General features: G+C 46.7%; 15 protein-coding genes and 2 tRNA genes. 3 read left to right on the top strand and 14 right to left on the bottom strand.

The features are described from left to right. Positions 1-105 precede the first annotated feature (105 nt). The 5 genes from BMY75_RS14900 to recG all read right to left on the bottom strand — a co-directional run bounded on the left by BMY75_RS14900 (position 106) and on the right by recG (position 6,692). Complete coding sequence (locus BMY75_RS14900; RefSeq protein WP_074835336.1) at positions 106-900, bottom strand: hypothetical protein; 795 nt, start codon at positions 898-900, stop codon at positions 106-108. Between the two features lie 3 nt (positions 901-903). Continuing rightward, positions 904-2,382 carry a pilus assembly protein PilM gene (gene pilM / locus BMY75_RS14895; RefSeq protein WP_074835333.1) on the bottom strand — a complete coding sequence of 493 codons (1,479 nt, stop codon included), beginning with the start codon at positions 2,380-2,382 and terminating at the stop codon, positions 904-906. 95 nt (positions 2,383-2,477) lie between these two features. After that, the gene (locus BMY75_RS14890) at positions 2,478-3,674 is read right to left on the bottom strand and encodes a type II secretion system F family protein (RefSeq protein ID WP_074835330.1); all 1,197 of its coding nucleotides are present in this window, start codon (positions 3,672-3,674) and stop codon (positions 2,478-2,480) included. 298 nt (positions 3,675-3,972) lie between these two features. Next, a complete protein-coding gene (locus BMY75_RS14885; protein WP_074835327.1) occupies positions 3,973-4,578 on the bottom strand; it encodes a hypothetical protein in 606 nt (201 codons plus the stop codon). Positions 4,579-4,658: 80 nt separating this feature from the next. Beyond that, a complete protein-coding gene (gene recG / locus BMY75_RS14880) occupies positions 4,659-6,692 on the bottom strand; it encodes an ATP-dependent DNA helicase RecG (RefSeq protein ID WP_074835324.1) in 2,034 nt (677 codons plus the stop codon). 373 nt (positions 6,693-7,065) lie between these two features. Between recG and BMY75_RS14875 the strand changes: the two genes are divergently transcribed. Beyond that, on the top strand, positions 7,066-7,797 hold the full coding sequence (locus BMY75_RS14875) for a hypothetical protein (protein ID WP_074835322.1): 732 nt from the start codon (positions 7,066-7,068) through the stop codon (positions 7,795-7,797). A gap of 85 nt (positions 7,798-7,882) precedes the next feature. Here the strand turns inward: BMY75_RS14875 and BMY75_RS14870 are convergent, their stop codons facing one another. The 9 genes from BMY75_RS14870 to BMY75_RS14830 all read right to left on the bottom strand — a co-directional run bounded on the left by BMY75_RS14870 (position 7,883) and on the right by BMY75_RS14830 (position 20,811). Further along, complete coding sequence (locus BMY75_RS14870; protein ID WP_074835319.1) at positions 7,883-10,297, bottom strand: glycoside hydrolase family 94 protein; 2,415 nt, start codon at positions 10,295-10,297, stop codon at positions 7,883-7,885. A 359-nt stretch (positions 10,298-10,656) separates the two neighbouring features. Next, the gene (locus BMY75_RS14865) at positions 10,657-11,403 is read right to left on the bottom strand and encodes an amino acid ABC transporter ATP-binding protein (protein ID WP_074835317.1); all 747 of its coding nucleotides are present in this window, start codon (positions 11,401-11,403) and stop codon (positions 10,657-10,659) included. Positions 11,404-11,415: 12 nt separating this feature from the next. Then, a complete protein-coding gene (locus tag BMY75_RS14860) occupies positions 11,416-12,099 on the bottom strand; it encodes an amino acid ABC transporter permease (protein ID WP_081350581.1) in 684 nt (227 codons plus the stop codon). Then, a complete protein-coding gene (locus tag BMY75_RS14855) occupies positions 12,096-12,953 on the bottom strand; it encodes an amino acid ABC transporter substrate-binding protein (RefSeq protein WP_074835311.1) in 858 nt (285 codons plus the stop codon). Before BMY75_RS14855 ends, BMY75_RS14860 begins: the two co-directional genes overlap by 4 nt. 1,118 nt (positions 12,954-14,071) lie before the next feature. Continuing rightward, a complete protein-coding gene (locus tag BMY75_RS14850; RefSeq protein WP_074835308.1) occupies positions 14,072-14,707 on the bottom strand; it encodes a response regulator transcription factor in 636 nt (211 codons plus the stop codon). Positions 14,708-14,710: 3 nt separating this feature from the next. Continuing rightward, positions 14,711-15,982, bottom strand: coding sequence for a sensor histidine kinase (locus BMY75_RS14845; protein ID WP_074835305.1), 1,272 nt, complete (start codon positions 15,980-15,982; stop codon positions 14,711-14,713). After that, entirely contained in the window at positions 15,979-17,673 is a 1,695-nt protein-coding gene (locus BMY75_RS14840) for a histidine kinase N-terminal 7TM domain-containing protein (protein ID WP_242940252.1), read from the bottom strand. Before BMY75_RS14840 ends, BMY75_RS14845 begins: the two co-directional genes overlap by 4 nt. Before the next feature lie 188 nt (positions 17,674-17,861). After that, positions 17,862-19,379, bottom strand: coding sequence for a glycosyltransferase family 39 protein (locus tag BMY75_RS14835; protein ID WP_074835300.1), 1,518 nt, complete (start codon positions 19,377-19,379; stop codon positions 17,862-17,864). Between the two features lie 442 nt (positions 19,380-19,821). After that, positions 19,822-20,811, bottom strand: a complete 990-nt coding sequence (locus BMY75_RS14830) for a diaminopimelate dehydrogenase (protein WP_074835297.1) — start codon at positions 20,809-20,811, stop codon at positions 19,822-19,824. Positions 20,812-21,220: 409 nt separating this feature from the next. On the opposite strand from BMY75_RS14830, the gene BMY75_RS14825 reads away from it, so the two are divergent. Together BMY75_RS14825 and BMY75_RS14820 are read left to right on the top strand one after the other, a co-directional pair. Then, positions 21,221-21,293, top strand: a tRNA-Ala gene (locus BMY75_RS14825). A 16-nt stretch (positions 21,294-21,309) separates the two neighbouring features. Further along, positions 21,310-21,382, top strand: a tRNA-Ala gene (locus tag BMY75_RS14820). Positions 21,383-21,541: the final 159 nt, after the last annotated feature.

Here is a 21,541-nt window from a genome sequence, read left to right as displayed (position 1 = left end):
TTCCCGACTTTTTGTGAAATGATCAAAATAAAAATTTTAATCATTTTTTATAGCACGATTTGGCAGGCGGATAATTCCGCCCACCAAACGCTATAAACTAATTAATTATACATTAGGCTCAGGCAGCTTTTCGATAACCATCATGGTAAGAGTCATTGTACCCTCGATATCTGTCTCAGATATCTTAGTCTTCTTGGTCTTCTTATCACCCTCACCAACTTCTTCGGTTACAGGATTGCCATCTTTGTCAGTTTCAGCAGAGAACTTGTAGTCGATAGCCTTTACTACCATGGTCTTTTCCTTGGCAGACTTCTGCATTTTATCACAGAACTTCTCTACTTCATCGATCTTGCCCTTGTAGGATAATGTGATCTCGTAGCAACCGATAACAACGGGAGCTGCTACAGCCTCACCCTTTTCACCTGCTTCAGCATCAGCATTCTGGGGAGTTATAGCTTCAGTGGAATCACTGCCATCCTCATTGATATATTTCTGAACTTCTGTATCCATCTCTGTCACAGCTTTGCTGCTCACGTACTCATACGGTCTTAGTGTGAAAGGAGTGTACTGTGAAATAGAAAGATCCAGGTTCTTGATCTCGTTTTCATCCAGCAGATCATCGACCTTCTGGGAAGCAGCCTGGTTTTCCTGAATAGAATAGAAAGTTTTAGTCATCTCAGTTGCTTCAGCATATGCAGTCTTGATCCTCTCGGGGAGGTTCTCATCTGCCTTATTTCTCTCTTTCAAATCTGAAAGAGTAGCCTTTGCGTCATCAAGTGCAGCCTGAGAATCCTGAAGTCTTTCGATTGCGGGCTTAATGAAAAGCATTACACCTGCTACCCATACCAGAATTACGATAACTGCGGTAAGTACGATCCTATCACGATAATTAAGCTTCATCGATTAAGCACCTTCTTTCTCAAAATAAACGGTCAGCTCGAAAACAACGTCCTCGTCATCTTCGCCAAGACCCTTGTAGCCCTGATATCCGACATAAGCAACGAAATCAAGAGCATTCAGGTCGTTTATGACCTTCTCAACTTCTTCCTGCTTTTCAACAGTGATATTATTTATAATCATTGTACCGGAAAGAAGATCGAAACTTGCGCCATCGTGTGTAGCCTTGTGCTTTTCAAGTACATCCTGTATCTTATCAAACTTATCCTGCTTCAATACAGGCTGACTATCGATATCCAGCTGTACTGTCTGAACGTAGTTCTTGTACTTGTTTATGATCTCAAGTCTGTTATGCAGAAGCTGGTTCTTAGCCTTGATCTCCTGCTGAACAGCTATTTCGTCATCGACCTTAGCCTTCTGATTGTCGATGTTGCCTGCTCTCATGGAGATGAATCCGGTAACAGCTGCAATAAGTATTGCAGAAGCAGCGGACAGGATACCTGCTGTTGTCAGCATAGAGCTCAGACCTGCAGAAGAATCCTTGCTCGAGGAGTGATCAACTTCCAGGAGATTGATCCTCTCTGTCTGCTTGTTTCTTCTGTAAAGAGCACCGATAGCATTAGCGAATACAGTGAACTCAAAATTCTCATAACCTGTTATCTGAGTAGGTGTTCCCAGAACGGAAGCCCTGATCTCCAGGCCGTCCAGAGCATCAACGATTTTCTTGTAGTCCTCAATGAAACCGTAAAGTATAACATTTGACAGACCCGAACCGCCTCTTGCCTTGTTGAACTGTTCCATTCTGAATATGTTCTCGTTCAGAGCTTCAAGAACGTAGTCATCAGCGTCGTATTCATCAGGAGAGATCGGTACATATCTTGCAAAAGCCATCTGACCGTTCTCGAACAGTGTCAGACCCAGGAAGTTGCTGTCAAGCTGGCAAACCAGAAGAGGCATCTTCTCGGCATTGGACTTATCACTCAGAACGATTCTGGAGATTGAGTTACAGCCGATATTAACAGATCTGAGGTTTATGTTCATTACAGCGAAGAGCTTCTTGAAGCCCTCAACGATGGAGCTGGGGCAGGCAGTAGCCAGTACCTTCAGTGAACCGGGATTCTGCTCACCTGCTTCACCCACTACTGTATAAGAGATAGCGTACTCATTTGAGATACCCATTTCCTGGCTCATGTGGTTCTGTACCATCTGCAGGAACTCGCTGCCCTTAGCCTTAGGAACTATAAGCTCCTTGAAAACAATGTTGCTGGACGAGAATGTAACAACTGCGTCTCTGTCCATCATCTGCTCGGATCTCAGTGTTGTGAGCAGAAGCTCTGACAGACCTGACAGCTGGATAACTTCGCCGTTAACGATCATATCCGCAGGAACCTGGATGGATGTCGAGTTGTCGATACGGATCTTGTTGGCTGTGTTATCACCTTTTACGATATTGATCTGCCTATCAGAAAAATCGAATGATAGCATTTATTCCTTCACCTCAATATAAAAATTTTTATGATTTATTTGCCGTCTTTCGCAAGCGGCAATGATATGTGCGAGGCTTATCGCCCCGCAGCATATTATTCTTTTTCCATCTCCGAGATACCACCGTAAAGCATAGGGAATACAGCAGCAAGTACGAGACCGATACCAACACCGAGGATGATGATCATCAGAGGTTCCATCAATCCTACGAGTCGTGTTACTGCGGAGTCTGCTTCTTCTTCGTAGAAGTCCGCAGTCTTTTCAAGAATGTCGTCCAGCGCACCGGACTCTTCACCAACGTATATGATGGAGCAGAACATACCCTCAAATATCTCTGTCTTGGAAAGAGCTGTAGATACGGGAGAGCCCTGTTTAACTTCATCTACAACCTGAAGGAACATCTTGTCAACATATGTATTGTTAAGTATTCTTGAAGATCTTTCAAGACAGTCAACCATCGGTATACCGCTGGAGTAAAGTGATGAAAGTGTTCTTGAGAAACGTCCCTCAGCGATCTTTACCATCAGAGGTCCGATAAGGGGCATTTTAAGCTTTGCGTAGTCGAATTTGAGTTTTACCGATTCGACTTTCAGTGCATAAACGATAACACCTATCAGTACAACGATACCTATCAGCAACGCATACCATTTGTCCACGATGAAGTCACTGAAACCGAACAGCGCCTTCTGCAGACCATTCAGCTTATCTTCAGGCATCATACTCTTGAATATAGGCAGGATCTTTACGCTCATCAGGATAACGACGCCGATGACCAGTACGACCAGAACGATAGGATAAACCAGAGCGCCCTTAATCTTATTGTTCAGCTTGTTAGTGTTTGCGTAGTATTCCTGCAGTCTCTTCATGGTGATATCAAGCGAACCTGAGATCTCGCCCGCGTCTACCATTGAGATAAAGAAATCGGGGAAGCATCCACGCTTTGCCTCGAGTGCATTTGATAAGCTTTCGCCTCTCTGAACGTCCTCATAGACCTGCTTCCAGACTTCCTTCGGACCCTTCTTTTCTTCCTCTTTATAAAGGATATCCAGGGCTTTTACTATCGTCAGTCCCGACGACATCATTGCAGCCAGCTGTCTGCAGCAGTACGCCAGCTCAGCTGTGTTGAACTTGTGAGCGGTCTTTTTGCCTCCGCCCAAAGCTTCACTATAGCTTACACAGAACAGACCCTGCTCATAGATCTTGTCAAGCAGTTCCTGCTCGCTGTCAGCCTCGTAGGTACCTTTTATGGTTTTACCCGTGGTATCCTTAGCGACGTAGCTATAATTCTTCATATTGTAGATACACCTCCACCATTTTAATGCTTCACAGCTTATGCCGTCTGACTCAGCAGTGCATCAAAACACAACAAGGCAAAAACTACAAAACATATTTTTATCATTATATCATTTTTTTGATTTTTTTACAAGTCAAAATACCGATTTTTTTGCAATTTTATTCACAAAATACTAATGTTATTTTTAGTGAATTCTCACTATAAAGAAACATCATTTAACTTTTTAACAAATTTATAAATCTTGTAGAGAGTTTTTTTGTACTCGTTTATTCTTCTAACCAAACATCAGATGAAAATCATTCTTCAGTGTCATCTTCTTCGACAGTTTCATCAGAAACGATATCTGCAGAATGTCTTCCCGAGGACAGCAGAACGGGGTGCTTTTTCACATAAGTCTTATATGATATAACATATGCCGCAAATGCAGTTCCTAACATGACAAGTATCGAGAACATTATCCCGATAAGATAGTTGTCACTGAACAGATCTATGACCCATCCCGCAGGATAATACAGTACCATATAAAAGATATCGCCCTTGCCCTCAGCATGGAAAGAATCGCGAAAAATCGCGGGAATGAAGTAAAACATACCCACCATTATCAGCACTGCAAGTATGGTGGTCAAGCTCCATTCTTCATAAGCGGTATGCTTTCTTCCGTCATCGAAGAACACCCATATTAGGAAAAGACATATCACCACTGTACCCACCGCAGACTTGACATCGGGCTGGGTAAAAAAGTTCTTGACACCTACCATTGAGTAAGGAAGAAATGTCACCAGTGATGGGAAAAGCACCGCTCCGGTGAAAGCACCGAACACAACAAGTGCCAGCAGCAGACCCAGTCTTGCAGCTGTATATCCGACCACGAATCGCAGCCAGTCATATTCTTCGCTGCCCATTTTACACCTCCCTACTGCAAAGTTGCAATGCTTGACGCATCACATTTTCAACACAATTCTTTGTGAAAAATATACAAAATTCAGTCATTGGCGATATCCTGTTCAAACAGCCCTTCCACCAGTTCTCTCAGGCCGGCGTTTTCACCGGTGTCAAGATTTGGGTCTTTACAGAGGATCTCCTTGGCTGTTTCCTGGGCTTTTACAAGAACTTCCATATCCTGGGACATATCCGCTATCTTCATTTTCGGCAGACCATGCTGTCTGCTTCCGAAGAAATCACCGGGTCCCCTGAGTTTCAGATCTTCCTGAGATATCTCAAAGCCGTTATGACTTTTTGAAAGTATCTTCAGCCGCTGAACGACCTCTTCTGTGGGGTTGTCGGTTATCAGTATGCAGGTGGATTTATGCTCTCCCCTGCCCACACGGCCCCTCAGCTGATGAAGCTGTGATAGTCCGAACCTGTCGGCATTTTCTATCACCATAACCGCCGCATTGGGAACATCCACGCCGACCTCCACAACAGTGGTGGAAACCAGTATGTCAAGTTCATGAGATTTAAACCTCTTCATGACCTTTTCCTTGCTGTCAGCTGAAAGTCTGCCATGCAGAAGCCCCACCCGATATCCGCTGAATATCCCCTCAGATATCTCCTTAGCGTAGCTTTTGACATCACGAAGATCGCTGTCGCTCTCCTCGATCATGGGGCAGACGATGTAAGCCTGTCTTCCCTCTTCGATATACTGCTTGACGTACCCGAAAGCCCGTTCTCTCAGCTTTCCCGTGACCGCGTAGGTCTCCACGGGCTGTCTGCCCTTGGGAAGCTCTTTCAGCACCGAGATATCAAGGTCGCCGTATATCATCAGCGCCAGAGTTCGCGGGATAGGCGTCGCTGACATTACCAGCTTATGGGGATTATCCCCTTTACCCGCCAGCAGAGCCCTCTGCTCAACGCCGAAACGGTGCTGTTCATCGGTTATGACCAGCCCAAGCCGCTTGAATTCGGTGCTTGCCTGAACCAGCGCGTGAGTTCCCACAATAACATGATATTCACCAGCCGCGATATCTGCCTTGGCTTTTTCCTTTTTCTTAGGGGTCAGAGAGCCTGTCAGCAGTACCACCTTGACACCAAGCGGTTCAAGGAAACCTTTCAGCGTTTCATAGTGCTGCCCCGCCAGTATCTCAGTAGGAGCCATCAGCGCCGTCTGAAAACCGTTTTTATAAGCGAAGTACGCCGCGCCTGCCGCAACAGCGGTCTTACCCGAGCCTACATCGCCCTGTACAAGGCGGTTCATGGGATACTCCTTCTGCATATCGCAAATGCAGTCGTTTATCGCGCCTTTCTGACCATCAGTCAGCTCAAAGGGCAGAGCGGAGTAATACTCGTCAATGCTCTCAGCCCCCATGGGACAGCCTGCCTTTTCACGGCTTCGGCTCTTCATCATCAGCATACCCAGCGCCAGCGTCAGCAGTTCATCAAAGACAAGTCTGTTTTTCGCCAGTTCAAGGGTGTGCATATCCGTGGGATAGTGGATATTCTGCAAAGCGTAGCTCAGTGAGCAAAGCCCCTGTTCACGCACCACATCGGGCGGCAGAGGTTCGTAGATGAACCCGCCAAGAGATTCCAGCGCAGTACGCATATTCAGCCTGAGCTGATTTTGTGTGATGCCCTCTGTCAGCCGATATACGGGCTGTACCAGTTCGGCATCAGCGGGATATATCTGGGGAGAATTTATCTCGCGCCTTATCATGTTGCCTGTCAGCTTGCCCACGAGAAAATACTCGTGCCCGACTTCCAGCGCCTTGAACATGAACCCCGAGTTGTAGATAACGATAGTCAGGTCGGCTGTATCATCGGTGAATATCGCCTTGTAGACCGTCAGTCCCCGCCTTACGTGACCTTCGGGGAGCTTTCGCACAACCCGGCCTCTCAGAACGATCTGTTCGTTGAGGGGCGCATCGCGGATAGCCTGCGGTTCATTCATGTCAATATAGTATCTCGGGAAATGGTACAGCAGGTCATAGACCGTGTGAACGCCCAGCTTTTCGTAAAGCTCGCTTTTTTTCGGTCCGACCCCCGCGAGGTACATCACGGGCTTTGCCAGTTCACCGAGCATATATTTTCACCGCCTTAACATATCTTCATTCATATTATAACACATTCTCCTAAAAATTGCAAGTGCATGGCGCATATCTTTTGTAAAATGTCACCAAACCGTAATATTCGCAAATAAAAAAGGACGACCCAAGCCGTCCCGCAGATATATAATTTTCCCGGGAAAAGCCCTTTGCAGGCATTATCCCTTGTTTTCGGTATTTTCGTGATTTTCGTCCGTTTCGTCCTTATCAAGGTTTTCCAATATAATAACAACTGTTCCTGAAATAACCGAACTATGTTTTTTGTCGATGTTTACAATTGTAATTTCCATTTCTCCATGGTATAATGTAAAGCACGATTAACTATCAAAACTATATATTAGGAGGTAAACTATGAAGACAAATAGAATCATTGCGATCCTGTGTGCGGCTTCAATGGCTTTAGCTATGACTGCTTGCGGTAAAGCAAAGGAAAGCGACACGGATAACAGCTCAAAATCAGAAACTACAACAAAAGCTTCTGCTGATGAATCAAAAACCGAATCCACCGATTCTACTGAATCCGCTGTTGAATCCAATGTTTCGGATCTTTCCGAAGACCCGAGTGAAAGCATATCCGACAATGATGAATCTGATACCATATACGTTCGTAAAGGCGGTCTGGTATATTATTTACCAAGTGATTTTGTTGTTGTCGATGCAGATGATACTACTTCAACCCTTTACTATGAAGCACCTGATGGTTCGAGTATAACCTATACAATATATTATATCCCTTCACCATTCTCTAAACTTGACGAAGAAACTTTTAAATCAACCGTGCAAAGCAAGATAGAAGGTTATATGAAATATGCTGAAAAAGAAACAAAATATATACCAACAGAAATTAAACAAAATACAATTTTAGGAAGAACCGAATATGAAATGGGTTATATAATAGATGGTCCATCCGCAGAAAACGTTGATTATTTATTTTACTCATTTATTGAAAATCCTGATGACGAAAACATAAACTTTATAATACAAGCTTTTTCTTTTAAAGACCATGAGATTGATTATGATTTTATAAATGAAAATTTAAAAACAATCTACTCTATCGAAGAAGACACGTTCTTTGACGACTAATCCAAGTATCAATTCTTCAACAGAATATAACACTCAAAAAGACCGCCCCACCCGGGACGGTCTTAATTATTGCCTTATTGAGTTATCAGCCCATCACAACTGTGATGTTGGTCTGCTCTGTCATCTTGCATTCGCATACGAAGTTGCCCTCAACTGCCTCGCCGTTTACGGTTATCTGCTTGATACCGCTCTCAACGTGGTCGGGGTTCTGTATGTCGATGGACAGGTGCTTGCCGCGGAAGTTCTTCTCGATCTTGAAGCCGTCCCACTCACTTGGGATAGAGGGGCTAATTACCAGACCCTCAGCGTTAGGACGCATACCGCAGATACCCTCAACACAGCCTACCATTACGGTGGAGCCTGTACCTGTCAGCCAGTGAACGTGGCTTCTGCCTGCGTAAGGTGAACGTGTGCTCTCGGTGAACTGACCGTGTACGTATGGCTCAAGCACTCTCTGCTCTGCCTTGTCGTTCATGCTTGCGGGAGCGCTCTCCTTGAAGTACTCGAAAGCTCTGTTGCCGTGACCCATCAGGGATTCTGCCAGAATTATCCAGCCCTGTGTCTGGCTGAATATACCGCCGTTCTCCTTGGTGTCGGGGTTGAATATGTGCATCAGTGCGCCATCGAAGTAGTGATCTACATAAGGAGGATCCATCAGCTTTACGCCGTAAGGTGTGTTCAGTATCTCGTGTACCTTATCGAGAGCCTTTTCAGCCTGCTCCTTGGAAGCAAAACCGGAGATTACCGACCAGCTCTGGGGGTTCAGCCACATAGAAGCCTCGGGGTCTTTCTTCGCACCAACGATAACGCCGTTGTCGCGGATACCTCTGATGAATCTGTCCTCGTCCCAGCAGTCAGCCAGTGCCTTGCCCAGCTCAGCCTGTGCCTTGGTGATGTACTCGATATAATCGGTATCATTTCTCTCCTCAGCATAGCCCTTGATAACGCTCATAGCGTAGTACAGCTGGAATGCAACGAATGTGGATTCGCCCTGCTTGCCCATTCTCAGGCAGTCATTCCAGTCAGCGTGGAGACCTGCGGGCATCTTGTGTGCGCCAAGTCTCTCCTGTGAGAAGCGGATAGCGTTCTTGAGGTGCTCGTAAACGGTAGCCTCTCCGCCGCCCTCTTCTGCATATACGATAACTTCATCCAGGAATGCCTTGTTGCCTGTTTCACCGATATACTTAACGATAGTCGGGAACAGCCAGAGAGCATCGTCAGCTCTGTAAGAGGGGTGACCTGTCTCCTTAGCGTATACGCTGTTTTCATCGTTCTCATCGGGACAAGTCTCGTGACCTGCCTTGTGATCAAACTTAACCAGAGGCAGACCGCCGCCGTTGGATACCTGTGCTGACAGCATGAATCTGATCTTCTCAGCAGCAAGCTCGGGATTTATGTGGATGATACCCTGGATATCCTGAACGGTATCTCTGTAACCGTAGCCGTTTCTCAGACCGCAGTAGATGAATGATGCAGCTCTCGACCAGATGAATGTGATGAAGCACTGATAAGCGTTCCAAACGTCTACCATGTTGTTGAATTCCTCGGAAGGAGTTTCAACCTGGAAGTTGTTCAGCTGACCGTGCCAGTAATCAACAAGCTCCTTGACCTCAGCATCGACCTTGCCGGCAGCCTTGTACTCGCTCATGATGCTCTCAGCAGTAGCAGGATCCTTCTGACCGAGGATATAAATGAGCTCCTTGGTCTCGCCTGCTGCCAGTGTGAAATCAGACTGCAAAGCACCGCAGGCATTGGAGTTGTAGTTGAGCACGTTGTCGCACTTGCCGCTTTCAACAGCGATAGGATTGCCGTAATCTCTGTAAGAGCCGATGAAGTTATCGAAATTACCGTTGTAAGCAGATACATCAGCGCCTACCAGACCAAAAAATCTCTCTCTGTGGTTGGAACCGCTTGCGTCCTTGCCGCTGTTCTCGTTGATGTGCTGAACTATCTTGTTGCCCTCAAAAGAGGTACGTGTGATGAACAGTGTGTACTGGAGATTTACCTGATCCTGCTCATAGTTATTCTCGTTAGTGAACTCGATAAAGCCCCATGTAGAAAGGTTTCTGGGCTTGTCGCTCTCGTTGGTGACCTTAACTCTCCATACCTCGTATGTCTTGTTCAGGGGTACATAGTAAGTCAGCTCACTCTTGATACCGCTGTACTTGGAGATTACAGTAGTATAAGCTGTACCGTGGTGGCACTCGGTCTTGTACTCATCAAGGCTCTTGCCTACGGGCTGCCATGTAGCAGACCAGTAATCCTTAGCATCGTTGTCCCTGATATAAACATATCTGCCGGGGAGACCGATGTTAGAGTTGAAACGGTATCTTGCGATTCTTCCGTTAGCACCGCTCTTTACGAAGCTGTAACCGCCGCCGTTGTTTGAAACGATAGCGCCGTACTCGGGTGAACCGAGGTAGTTTGCCCAGGGGGCGGGAGTATCGGGACGGGTGATGACATATTCCTTGTTTTTCAGATCAAAATAACCATACTGCATTGTCATTCTCTCCTTAAAATTATTTTCATATCGTATTCCGAACGCATATGCGTTACTGCTATTGTAACATAAATCCAATTTTTTTACAAGGGGGTCAGCAGGATTTTTTAAATCTTTCTGCAAGATTTTTACAAAAATTTCGTAATATTTTTAGTGCAGGATAGCCTATCGTCTCAGATTTATTAACATTTGAACTTATTCAAAATATATGAAAACGCACCCGCAGGCTTTTTGCGTGTGCGAAAAGGATTTTCGTTACTCTGTTGTAGATACACACATATACTGCATATTGATATTGTTATCTATAAGATAAACAGAACCAAAAAAAACGGACTGTCATGCAAACAGTCCGTAGATCATCATTGTTCAAGCTTTTTAAGGAAAGCCTGTGTCCTCTCGTTTGAGGGGTTATCGATAACGTCAGCAGGCTTGCCCTGCTCCACGATAACGCCGCCGTCCATGAATATAACATGGTCGGAAATGCTCCTTGCAAAGGCTATCTCGTGGGTGACTATCACCATAGTCATCTTCTCCTCTGCCAGTTCTTTCAGTACTTTCAGTATCTCAGCAGTAAGCTCGGGGTCAAGTGCCGAGGTGGGTTCATCGAAGAACAGCATTTTCGGCTTCATGTTCAGTGCCCTTGCTATCGCCACACGCTGCTGCTGTCCGCCTGAGAGCTGATAGGGATAATAGTCCGCTTTATCGGACAGACCCATCTTTTCAAGCAGTGCCAGCGCGTTCTCGGTCACTTCCTTTTTATCGCGCTTCATAACGTGTATCGGCGCATCGCAGATGTTCTTCATCACCGTATAGTGCGGAAACAGATTGAAGCTCTGGAACACCAGCGAAAAATAGCTCTTTATCTCTTTAAGTTCAGCCTTTGAAACGTACTTGCCGTCCGTAACAGCGGGCTTGCCGCAGTATGCCATGCTTCCGCCGTCAACGGTCTCCAGCATCGACATACATCTTAAAAGCGTGGATTTTCCGGAACCCGAAGGACCCAGTATAGATACTGCCTGACCCTCGCTGACATCAAGGCTGATATCTTTCAGCACCTCAAGGTCATCGAAGCTCTTGCGGAGATTTTTTATCTCAAGCAATTTCATATCGGGCTCCTCCTATCTGAAATAGTTCATTTTCTTCTCGATGCGCTCCATTATGAAAGCCACCACGAAATTGAACACATAGTAGAACAGACCTGCCACAAACAGGGGCATGATGGTAGATTTAGCCGCAGCAACCTGCTTTGCAACAGTGAACATCTCGGTGTAAGCTATGGCAAAGGCAAGTGAGGTATCCTTTACAAGGGTGATGACCTCGTTGGTAATTGCAGGAAGAATATTCTTCATCATCTGTGGAAATACCACCTTGAAGAATTTCTGCGCCCTTGAATATCCCAGTATCTCGCAAGCTTCGTGCTGACCCTTTGGCACAGCCTGTATGCCTGCACGGTATATCTCAGCGAAGTAAGCCGCGTAGTTCAGCGAGAATCCTATTATTACCGCGTAAAATCGATAATCCGGCGTGGTCGGTATACGGAACAGGTAGTAAGGTCCAAAGAATACCACCAGCAATTGCAACATAAGCGGTGTGCCCCTGACTATGGAGATATACAGCTTTACTATCAGGCTGAGGGGCTTGAATCTGGACATTCTGCCGAATGCTATCAGCATACCCAGCGGCAGTGAAAACAGCAGTGTCAGGAAAAATATCCCAAGGGATGCTCCCACGCCTGTCATTACCTGCTGAACGATATCCGCCAGCTTTTCAAACGTCAAAGTATCATCTGCAAATATCATCATTCAGCCTTTGCGTCGGGGTCAAAGCAGAGGCTCTGCTTGTCGATGCCCTTGTCTGCCCATTCATCGGCGATCTTATCCAGTGTGCCGTCCTTTGACATCTCTGCAAGAGTATTCTGAACGGTATCTCTCAGCTCGGTATTGCCCTTAAGGAAGCCAACGCCGTACTGCTCGGTGGAGATCTTTTCATCCAGTATCTTGAAATTGCTTCCTCTGTTAGCTACCTCGTATACAGCAACGCCGTAGTCAAGGCATACAGCCTCGGCAGCGCCCGAATCAAGGTTCAGGAAAGCGGAGTTGTAATCGCCTACCTGCTGAAGATCAGCGAATGAAGCAGCCAAAGCCTTGTTATCGTCAGTAGCATCATCGCCTGTAAGTGCGTGCAGCGCAGAGCTGTCAGCCTGAACGATAACTACCTTGCCCGAAAGATCGGAAAGCTTGTCAATGCCCGAATCATTCTTAACAACAACTACCTGAGAGTTGTCAACGTAAGGAGTAGTCCAGGTGTAAGCGTCCTCTCTGCCGTTGATGGTGAAGCCGTTCCATATGCAGTCGATAGAGCCCGAAGAAAGCTCCATATCCTTTGAATCCCAGTCGATGGGCTGCTTTACCAGCTCCCAGCCGTTTCTTGAACATACTTCCTCAGCGAGAGAAAGGTCAAATCCTACATACTCGCCGTTATCGTCCTTATATCCGTAAGGGGGGAACTCAGCGTCAAAACCGACGGTGAAAGTCTTATTACCGCTTTTGCCGCTCTTCTTGTCACCGCTGCTGCTATCCTTTGTACCGCAGCCTGCAAGCGCAGCGGTCATCACTGCCATGCTGAGAACAGCAGTTATCACTTTTTTAAGCTCCATCACAATATCCTTCCTTCCCGCGGCGCAGAATTTTCCGCTGCCGCAATCACCTGTAATTATTAACGCACAAAACGGCTGCCGAGGCAGCCACCAAGCCTTAGTATATCACATCATTTGAGTTTTGTCAATACTGGTATCGACTTTATCGGCGCAATTCGGTCATATTGCTGCAAACGGAGATTAACAAACAAACCAAAAAGCGATAAACAAGCACGCAATCAAACAGTAAACCGGCGTAGAACCACCAATAGTGAGCTTTTGGTCAAGCTTTTCGCAATAGCAAACAAGCGTAAAACTGCCAAAGAATCAAAGCGCGCGGTCAAGCCTCGCGCCAGCAGGCTTGCGGGAGTTTGAGGGCAGAGCCCTCAATCACCAAGGCAGAAAGCCAAAATGCATAATGAACTATAAGAGAAAAGCGAACTCCCCGCCCTGTCAAATATGCGCGGCAATAACAAAATTACAGAGCGTGAACAAAACAACTTTCCACGCTCTTTTTACGTCCGTAAGTTATTGCCGCGCCTGCCATCGGACAGCGTAAGCGAATCCGATGGCTCGACCCGCAAGGGGCGACCTTGTCCACCGCAGTACATTGGATAAGAGTGCCGCACTCTGTTGGATTCAGATATGGATATCTGTCCGATAGTGCTATCAGTCCAAAAAATCAGGACTTTACAAGCATAGTCGAGAGTTTGCTGTGTGCGCTAGTTTGCAATTTTTCGCCCCTCGTTCCTCGGGTCGAGAAATCAACTAACAGCGACTGCGTCGGCTGTGGCGTACCGCCGTTGATTTCGGGCGCGGCAATAATTTACGCAGATAGTTTGAGCGTGAACACAAGATTTGTCCACGCTCTTGATTTTGTTATTGCCGCGCCTTTTTGGGGCGTTAGTTTGCTGTGCTATTTATGGCTTTGTTGCCGCGTCGCTTTTGTGCCTTGACCGAAGGGCTCTGCCTCTAACAGTCAGCTTTGCTGACTGTGGCTTCCCGCAAGCCTGCTGGCGCGAGGCTTGACCGCGCGCTTTATTTCGCGGCTTAGTTTGTTTTGAACGCGGATTTTGTGCCGAGCTCGGTTTGACCAAAAGCTCTCTAATGGCAGTTCTCCGCAGGTTTGCTTTTTTTACTCACACATCATCACTGCTGATAGCTATTCCCAGCACCCTTGCCTTTATGGCAAGCTCTGTGCGGCTGCGGAAGCCCGTCTTATCCAGCATCGAACGCACATGGGACTTCACCGTATTCTCGGATATCCCCAGCTGTTCCGCCACCTGCTGATTTGTGGCACCTGTGGTGACGATACGCAGTATCTCCAGTTCCCTGTCGGTAAGCTCCGAACTGTCCGCCAGCCCCAGCTTCACTCTGGGACTGCTGTCGGGGTAGACACTCTCCCCTGCCACCGTCCTGTCCATCACTTCCAGTATGGTCTGCTCGTCAGCTTCCTTGTACCAGAAGCTCTCGATGCCTATGGACTTCGCCTTTTCAAGCCATGAATACTCGGGCATGGAGGTCACAGCGATTATCTTTATATCGGGGCGGAGCTTTTTTATCTTCTCGGCGGCTTCAAGGCCGTTAGAACCGTCATTCATAAGGATATCCATGAGTATCAGGTCAACCTGATGCCGCAGTATATACACATCTGCCGCCGATGCCGAGCTCAGTGAGAATACCAGCTCATACTTCGGTGAATTGTTGACGTACATCTCAAAAAGATGCCGTGATATGGACTGGTCGTCAACTATCATTACCCTATACTTTTCCATAGTTTATTCCTTTCCGCTGACCCTTATGGTCAGCATGAACCCGGGATCTGATGCTATCTCCATCTCGCCCCTTTCCTGTTCAACCGCGCTGCGCAGGCTTTTCAGACCTCCGCTCTCGCTTATCTCGCCCTCAGGAGGCTTGCCGTCGTTGGTGAAGACGGCTGTCACTTTGCCGTCTTCATTTGTTATATCCACCGTCAGTTCACTTCCGTCAGCGTGCTTTACGGTATTCGTAAGACATTCGTGTATCGCTATCGCTATAAGCTTGCGGAGTTTCTTGGGTATCTCGCCGTTAAGTATCAGTTTGACACCCACCGCATCTGCGGCTTCTTTTAATGCACCTATGGGGTCGGAGCTGTCGTCGGGGGTGTTCTCGCCCCTCAGCAGACCCGCTGTGAACTGCCACATCTCTATGAGTGCTTCCCTGTCTCCGCCGCGTATCAGATAGCTTTTCAGCGCAAGCAGAGCTCTGCCCACATCATCATGTATGCGTATCTTAGCTGCCAGAACTTCTTCCTCGCGTATGATAGCGTTCATCTCGCGGGTGTAGTTTCTTATGCTGCGGTTGACTTCTGCAAGATGTTCATTGCGCTCTTCAAGCTCAAGGCTCTTGCGGTATCTCTCGGTGACATCGTAAGCCAGCAGCTCCCAGACCTTTCTGCCTTCTATCATCATCAGCCTTTTCTGTATATCCCACACACTGCCGTCAATAAGGTGAAGATAGTATCCCTTGCCATGTGTATCGGCAGAACAGCCCACGATGAGAGTCTGGTTTTGCATACTGTATTCAAAATCGCGTATATCAAAATAGGGTGAACCCATTGCTTCGCGGTAGACTCTCTGCATTGTACTATTGACCAGCAGCGGCACACCCTTTGAGGTCGCAAATGCTACTCCGTCAGGCATACTGTTAAGTCCGTCTTCCAGCGACTGCGGTGTGAGCCTGCCAATGATATTCAACTCCTGCTTGAGCCACAGCACTCCCCATAACATCGTCATAACGAGCTCGGCGACAATACATATCGGCGTGCCGATGTTCTCCGCGATCTCTTCAAGTACCGAAGGATCAATGTCGCCTGTCACAAATCGGTAGACCTCTGTTATGCTCAACAAAAGCAGAAGACATACCGCCAGCGGAGGTAAAAATATGATGCCCCTATGCCTGCGGCCGGCTACGCGTCCTCTTATCATTCCCGCAAGAAAAAGAATACACAGAATATAAGCTGCCACACCAAGAACCAGCAGAGAAATCGTTTTAGAATCTCCAAGTGTCACGAAACAGCCGCCTCCTTTGCCTTAAAGATCACATAGGTACTGCCGTCCTCGTGTACTATTTCAATGCTTCCGCCCAACTCTTGTGCACGGCTGAAAGCATCAGCCTTCACAGGCTGACATTCGCAGTCAAGCTCAATGCGGAAATCGATTCCATCATCCAGACTCAGGGTCACCATCACCGCATGCATATCATCAATGGCACTCTTTGCTGCCCCGATGAAAAGCTCGTACATGAACAGTACCGTTTCCGCGGGAAGTTCCCTGCCTTTTGGTATATCAGCCTGTCCCCAGATATCGGAAAGCTCCAGATATCCCAGAGATTCTCCAACCGAGAGTCCCAGCTCACCGCTGTCTATATAGTCGCCGCTGCCTGCAAGCAGCAGGAGATTTGAACATCTCTTGATGAAAACGCCGTCTATCGCCGCCCGCTTCATTACTGCACGAAAGCCATCTTCATCTGCGGGAAGTTCGTTCAGCAGCTTTGAAAGGCTCTCAAATTCGGGATTGAGCCGTTTTGATATGCTGTCGTATAGCTTGTTCTGCTCCGCAGTACGACGGCGGCTCTCTTCAAGCTTATTTGCCGTATCCAGCATAACATGTTCCTCTTCCAGATAGCTTCGGGTCTCTTCAAGGCGCATATTCAGCTTCTGCAGCTCGCTTATATCCTCAAACCAGTAGAAATATCCACCCATAACAGGCTGAGCTTTCAGCACCTTGCTGCCGCTCAGCACTTCCTGCTCGCAGGCTTCGATGAGCTGTTCTTTTGTTGGCATCGGGCTGTTCTCGCCCCGCAGATATATCTCCAGATCATCATCCACAAGCCCTGCACTTATGGATGAAGCGCGGAAAAACTCTTTATGATCGGCATTTGAGGGCAGCATATGTGTGATAACAAGGCTCTCCCAGAAACACACGAAGAACAGGCATGTGAAATCGGGGAAATCATACATACGCTGAAAAAGCAGCGGATCGTCAGTATTCCTGTAACTGATGAAATAAATTCCCCCAAGTGCAGTTATTGCAGCCGGCAGCATGAAGCTCCGTGAGAACTGCCTTTTGGAGCAGCTTCTCAGGGTCTTGAAAAGTATTCCTACAACGGAGAACACGAGTATACCTATCGCGCAGTAGTAAAGAGGGCCGTATCGGTATCTTTTCATAGAACTGTTTTCAAATTCAAAAGCCAGCTGATGCAGGTCGTTAGTACCAATACCGACCGCCAGCCCCAACACCGGGATAAAGGTTATAAACCATTTTCGAGGCAGCTCGTAGCTGTCTGTCCTGCCTATATAGAACGCCGCCATCATAAGCAGCATCGGCAGCATCACCATAGGCAGATAATACCAGTACCAGATCTGCCTGCTCAGATCCGAGCCCGCTGTTATAAATTCGGTGTTAATGGTATCAACTATGTTCCAGAGCATCATAAGTACCGCAGAGACAGTGAGTATTCGCCTCATATCCTTCTGCGGGAATCTTCTCCGCGATGCAAAAAGCCACATCAGGTATACCATAAGCAGAAGCAGCGAAAGAGGACAGTGGTATGAGATATTAGTCTTGTCCAGCACCGCACTGGCCATGCCCGCCACCAGAACAGCTGACATTCCGAATATGAGCTCTATACGGTGTTTACGGTTTATCGGCACATACCCACTCCCTTTCCGAAGCCCGATAGCTTCGGGCAAAAAATACATTAATTATTATAACATATTTCCTGCAAAAAGTAAAGATACCGTAAACCAATAACACGTAGATCAATTTCAATAAAATAAAAAGTTCAAACAGACAAGGGGGTAACATATAAAAAACGCGATGATGCTAACATATCGCAGCCAAAAAGCGAACAGCACAAAATACGCGCCGTTCGCTTTATACCTGATATTTAAGTTTCGACATTCACCTGCTTTTCAGCATCAGCAATTTTATTACCGATAAATCGTGAGACATCAAATGAATCTATCCCCCACACCGCGCTCAAAAGCAGTATCCCGTAGTAATTTGAAAAATACCGTCCACTGGCTTCCCATATCATCAGGAATATCCACAGCCCTATGAAACACATATTAAGCGCCGTTCCTACACATTCGCGCTCAGGGCTCTGCTCTTTTTCCGAAGAGACCGCCGCCAGCATGGATATCAGCAGTATCAGCAGAAATATCCCGCACGCTGCAAACCAGTTGCTGTAGTATTTGCCGTCATAGGTTATCAACTCATGTATCTCCGAGCGTTTTTCTATATTATCATCAAGAAAATCCGATATCGCCAGTGTTCCGTCACCGAAATCTATCGCCGTCTTTTTCCTGCGAAGCTCATGTGAACCGCCTAAGCCTCTCTCTTTGTATCTTCTGATAAGCTCTTTCTTTATCTCACGGTCGCGTTCATCTGTATCGCTGAAAGAGCGCGTAAACTTATAGTCGACAGCGTTGTACCTACCGTCACCGTATACACCCATCATCATCCAGTGGGTAAGCGGCGTGTTCATCTGATTTGCCAGCTCTTTGTCGAAATTAGCATCATACAAAGCATTAAAGCCCGCAAACACCACAGTAAATACTGCCAGCTGCGTAACTGCAAACATACCAAGTTCTTTAAATTCTCCCCTTATCAGCAGACTAAGTCCCAGAGCTATCACGATTATCAGCACCGTGAATTTTATCTCTGCCCCCATTGCCGCCGATACGGCTGCTGAAAAATACAGCAGTGCTTTCTTCAGTGGCTTTTCCGCCTCACGTGCATATATGAACAGTGATATCGCCAGGGGGGCCGCCCACATCGACAGCACATCCGTATAAAACGCCTCACTCATAAAATACAGCACAGGACTCATTGTCATCAGCAGCATAGCCGTGTATGCCGCAGGCGTACCCAGCAGTTTCTTACATATTTTCACTACCGAGAATCTCATTACCGTCAGCGAGATACTACCCATTATCACAGCTACAAGATAATAGTCGGCATTATCCCCCCATATCGCGTTAACCGCGGTAAATACGGTCTTATATATCGTCAGCAGTCCAAAATTGTTCGGGAACCACAGGAAGTAATCAGAGTATTCTTTCATATCTCCGTTGTTCAGCCAGCTCAGTGCTCCGCCAAACACAGCATCCAGATCCCATTTAGGGGTGTATTTCAGTGTGCCCGCGGGTATAAGCTGTATAATGAACATCGCAGTAAGATATAGCAAAAATACATAGTCAAAGCACTTTTCCAGCTTTTGCTCATGCTGCGAGAACTTTTTCTTCGCCCACAGCAGAAAAGCTATCCCCCACCCGACAGATACAATGGTCATCAGCGTTCCCACCGTATCGGGGACTGTTTTCAGCGTGCCGTTTATTATTACGAACAGCAGTACATAAACATACAGCACAGTTACTGTTCCTTTCAATAATTTTTTTACCATTTTTTCTCCTCCCGTAAAGTATATTTTGGAGATCATCCAACCGATCCCGACACACTTATCGGCATTTCAAGGAATATAACAAGGACTCGGCGGTTTTCTTTTTAAACGCCGCCGTCAAAAACGGCACCGTGATATATCCTTTTCGATCCTATATATTAACAATGTGGTCAAAGTATAGTCAGACAATTTTTATTATAGCACATACTCTCGCGGTATGCAAGTACAAAATAACAGCGCGTTTATCAAAATCGATTTTCATGGCAGCAGAAAAAAAGAACATGGTTATCCCGCTGACACAGCTTATTTAACTGCACTTAAAGGAATATAATGAGAAAACGTCAGCATATTATATCCCTGTCGATCCTGCATTTTAAGTGGTGTGGTAAATGGATAATAAAAAAAAGAGACCGCCGAAGCGATCTCTTGAAAAAACGATATGATATTAAAGCATCGAAGCTCTCAGCTCGTCGCCGCTCTTGGGCGAGAGGTATGCGGGAGCAATATCGAATACGGTCTTGCAGCCTGTCATGCCCTCGTTCTTCATTCTTACAGCAGCTCTTGCATATGCTACAAGTATGCTGGAAGTGAACTCGGGGTTGGAGCCCAGCTTCAGGCTGTACTCGATGATGTGGCGGGTCTCGCCGTTAACGCCTGTCTTGCCGCTGCGGAATACGAAACCGCCGTGGGGGATACCGCTGTGGTTAGCGTTCAGCTCTTCCTGAGAGATGAAGTTTACGGTGGTGTCGTAGTCGGAGAAGTAGTTAGGCATAGTCTTGATATCGTTCTCGATCTTTGCCTTGTCAGCGCCTTCCTTTGCAACTACGAAGCACTCTCTTGTGTGCTTCTGTCTTGTGGTCAGGTCAGGATCTTCGCCGTTTCTTACAGCGTCCATAGCAGCCTGTACGGGAACGGTGTACTGCTTGCCGTCAGCTACGCCCTCAACACGTCTGATAGCGTCGGAATGTCCCTGAGAAACGCCCTTGCCCCAGAATGTGTAGTCCTTGCCTTCGGGGAGTATGCAGCTGCCGTAAAGTCTCTGTACGGAGAACATACCGGGATCCCAGCCCACGGAGATAACGCTGATATTGCCGCCCTTCTTGGAAGCTGCGTCAACATTTGCGAAGTGCTCGGGGATACGAGCGTGGGTATCGAAGCTGTCGATAGTGTTGAACAGCTCAGCGAACTTGGGTGTCTGCTCGGGCAGATCGGTAGCACTGCCGCCGCAGAGGATAAGTACATCTATCTTTTCCTTGAAATCAGCTACATCATTTACAGAATATACACCAACGCCTGCTGTGAGTATCTTCAGGGTAGAGGGATCTCTTCTGGTGAAAACTGCTGCAAGCTCGGTATCGGGGTTCTGTCTTATGGCAAGCTCAACGCCTCTGCCAAGATTGCCGTAGCCGACTATACCTATACGAATATTGCTCATTGATATCATGTCCTTTCAGATAAAAATCTTACGCTAAATATTTTATCACAATTTTGCGCAAACGTCAATAGCAAAATTTCACGAGGATACCTTTTTAAACAGATTTTCTACCCGATTTTTCAGATATTTTCCGAGTTTTAAAGCACATCTTACATAAGCAAAACGCCTTTATCAAGGGTGTATTCGTATCATACGTCTCCCTCATCACCCCTGAAAGCCCCTATTTTTATGCAAAATGCAGAAAATGAAAGTTTCGCATCCGCAACTTGCATATCGGCTTTGTTTTACCTGTTTTTTCCATATCATCCGCCAAATTATACCTGACTGTGCCAAATGGCTGAAAAGGCTGTCATATCGTGGAAAACCCTATTGACATCGCAAATTCGTTGTGCTATAATATCAGTGTCATGGGCCTGTAGCTCAATTGGGAGAGCGCTGCGTTCGCAACGCAGAGGTCGGGAGTTCGACCCTCCTCAGGTCCATTATAGTTAAAGATAAGGGGCATTGGCGCAGCCGGGAGCGCGCCACACTGGCAGTGTGGAGGTCACGAGTTCGATCCTCGTATGCTCCATATTCCATTATTATAGTATGTATACAAAACTCTTTCGTTCATTCAGGGCGGAAGAGTTTTTGCGCCTATATACGCCGTTATAATTGTTTCTGATTTGTTATTTCGGTAAAGAAAACTATTTTCTGAGATTTTTTCTTAAATAATATTGAAAAGTTTTGA

Origin of the sequence: Hominimerdicola alba (assembly GCF_900109655.1) — a bacterium.
Lineage (GTDB): Bacteria > Bacillota > Clostridia > Oscillospirales > Ruminococcaceae > Hominimerdicola > Hominimerdicola alba_B.
This window is presented reverse-complemented; position numbering and strand designations above follow the sequence as displayed.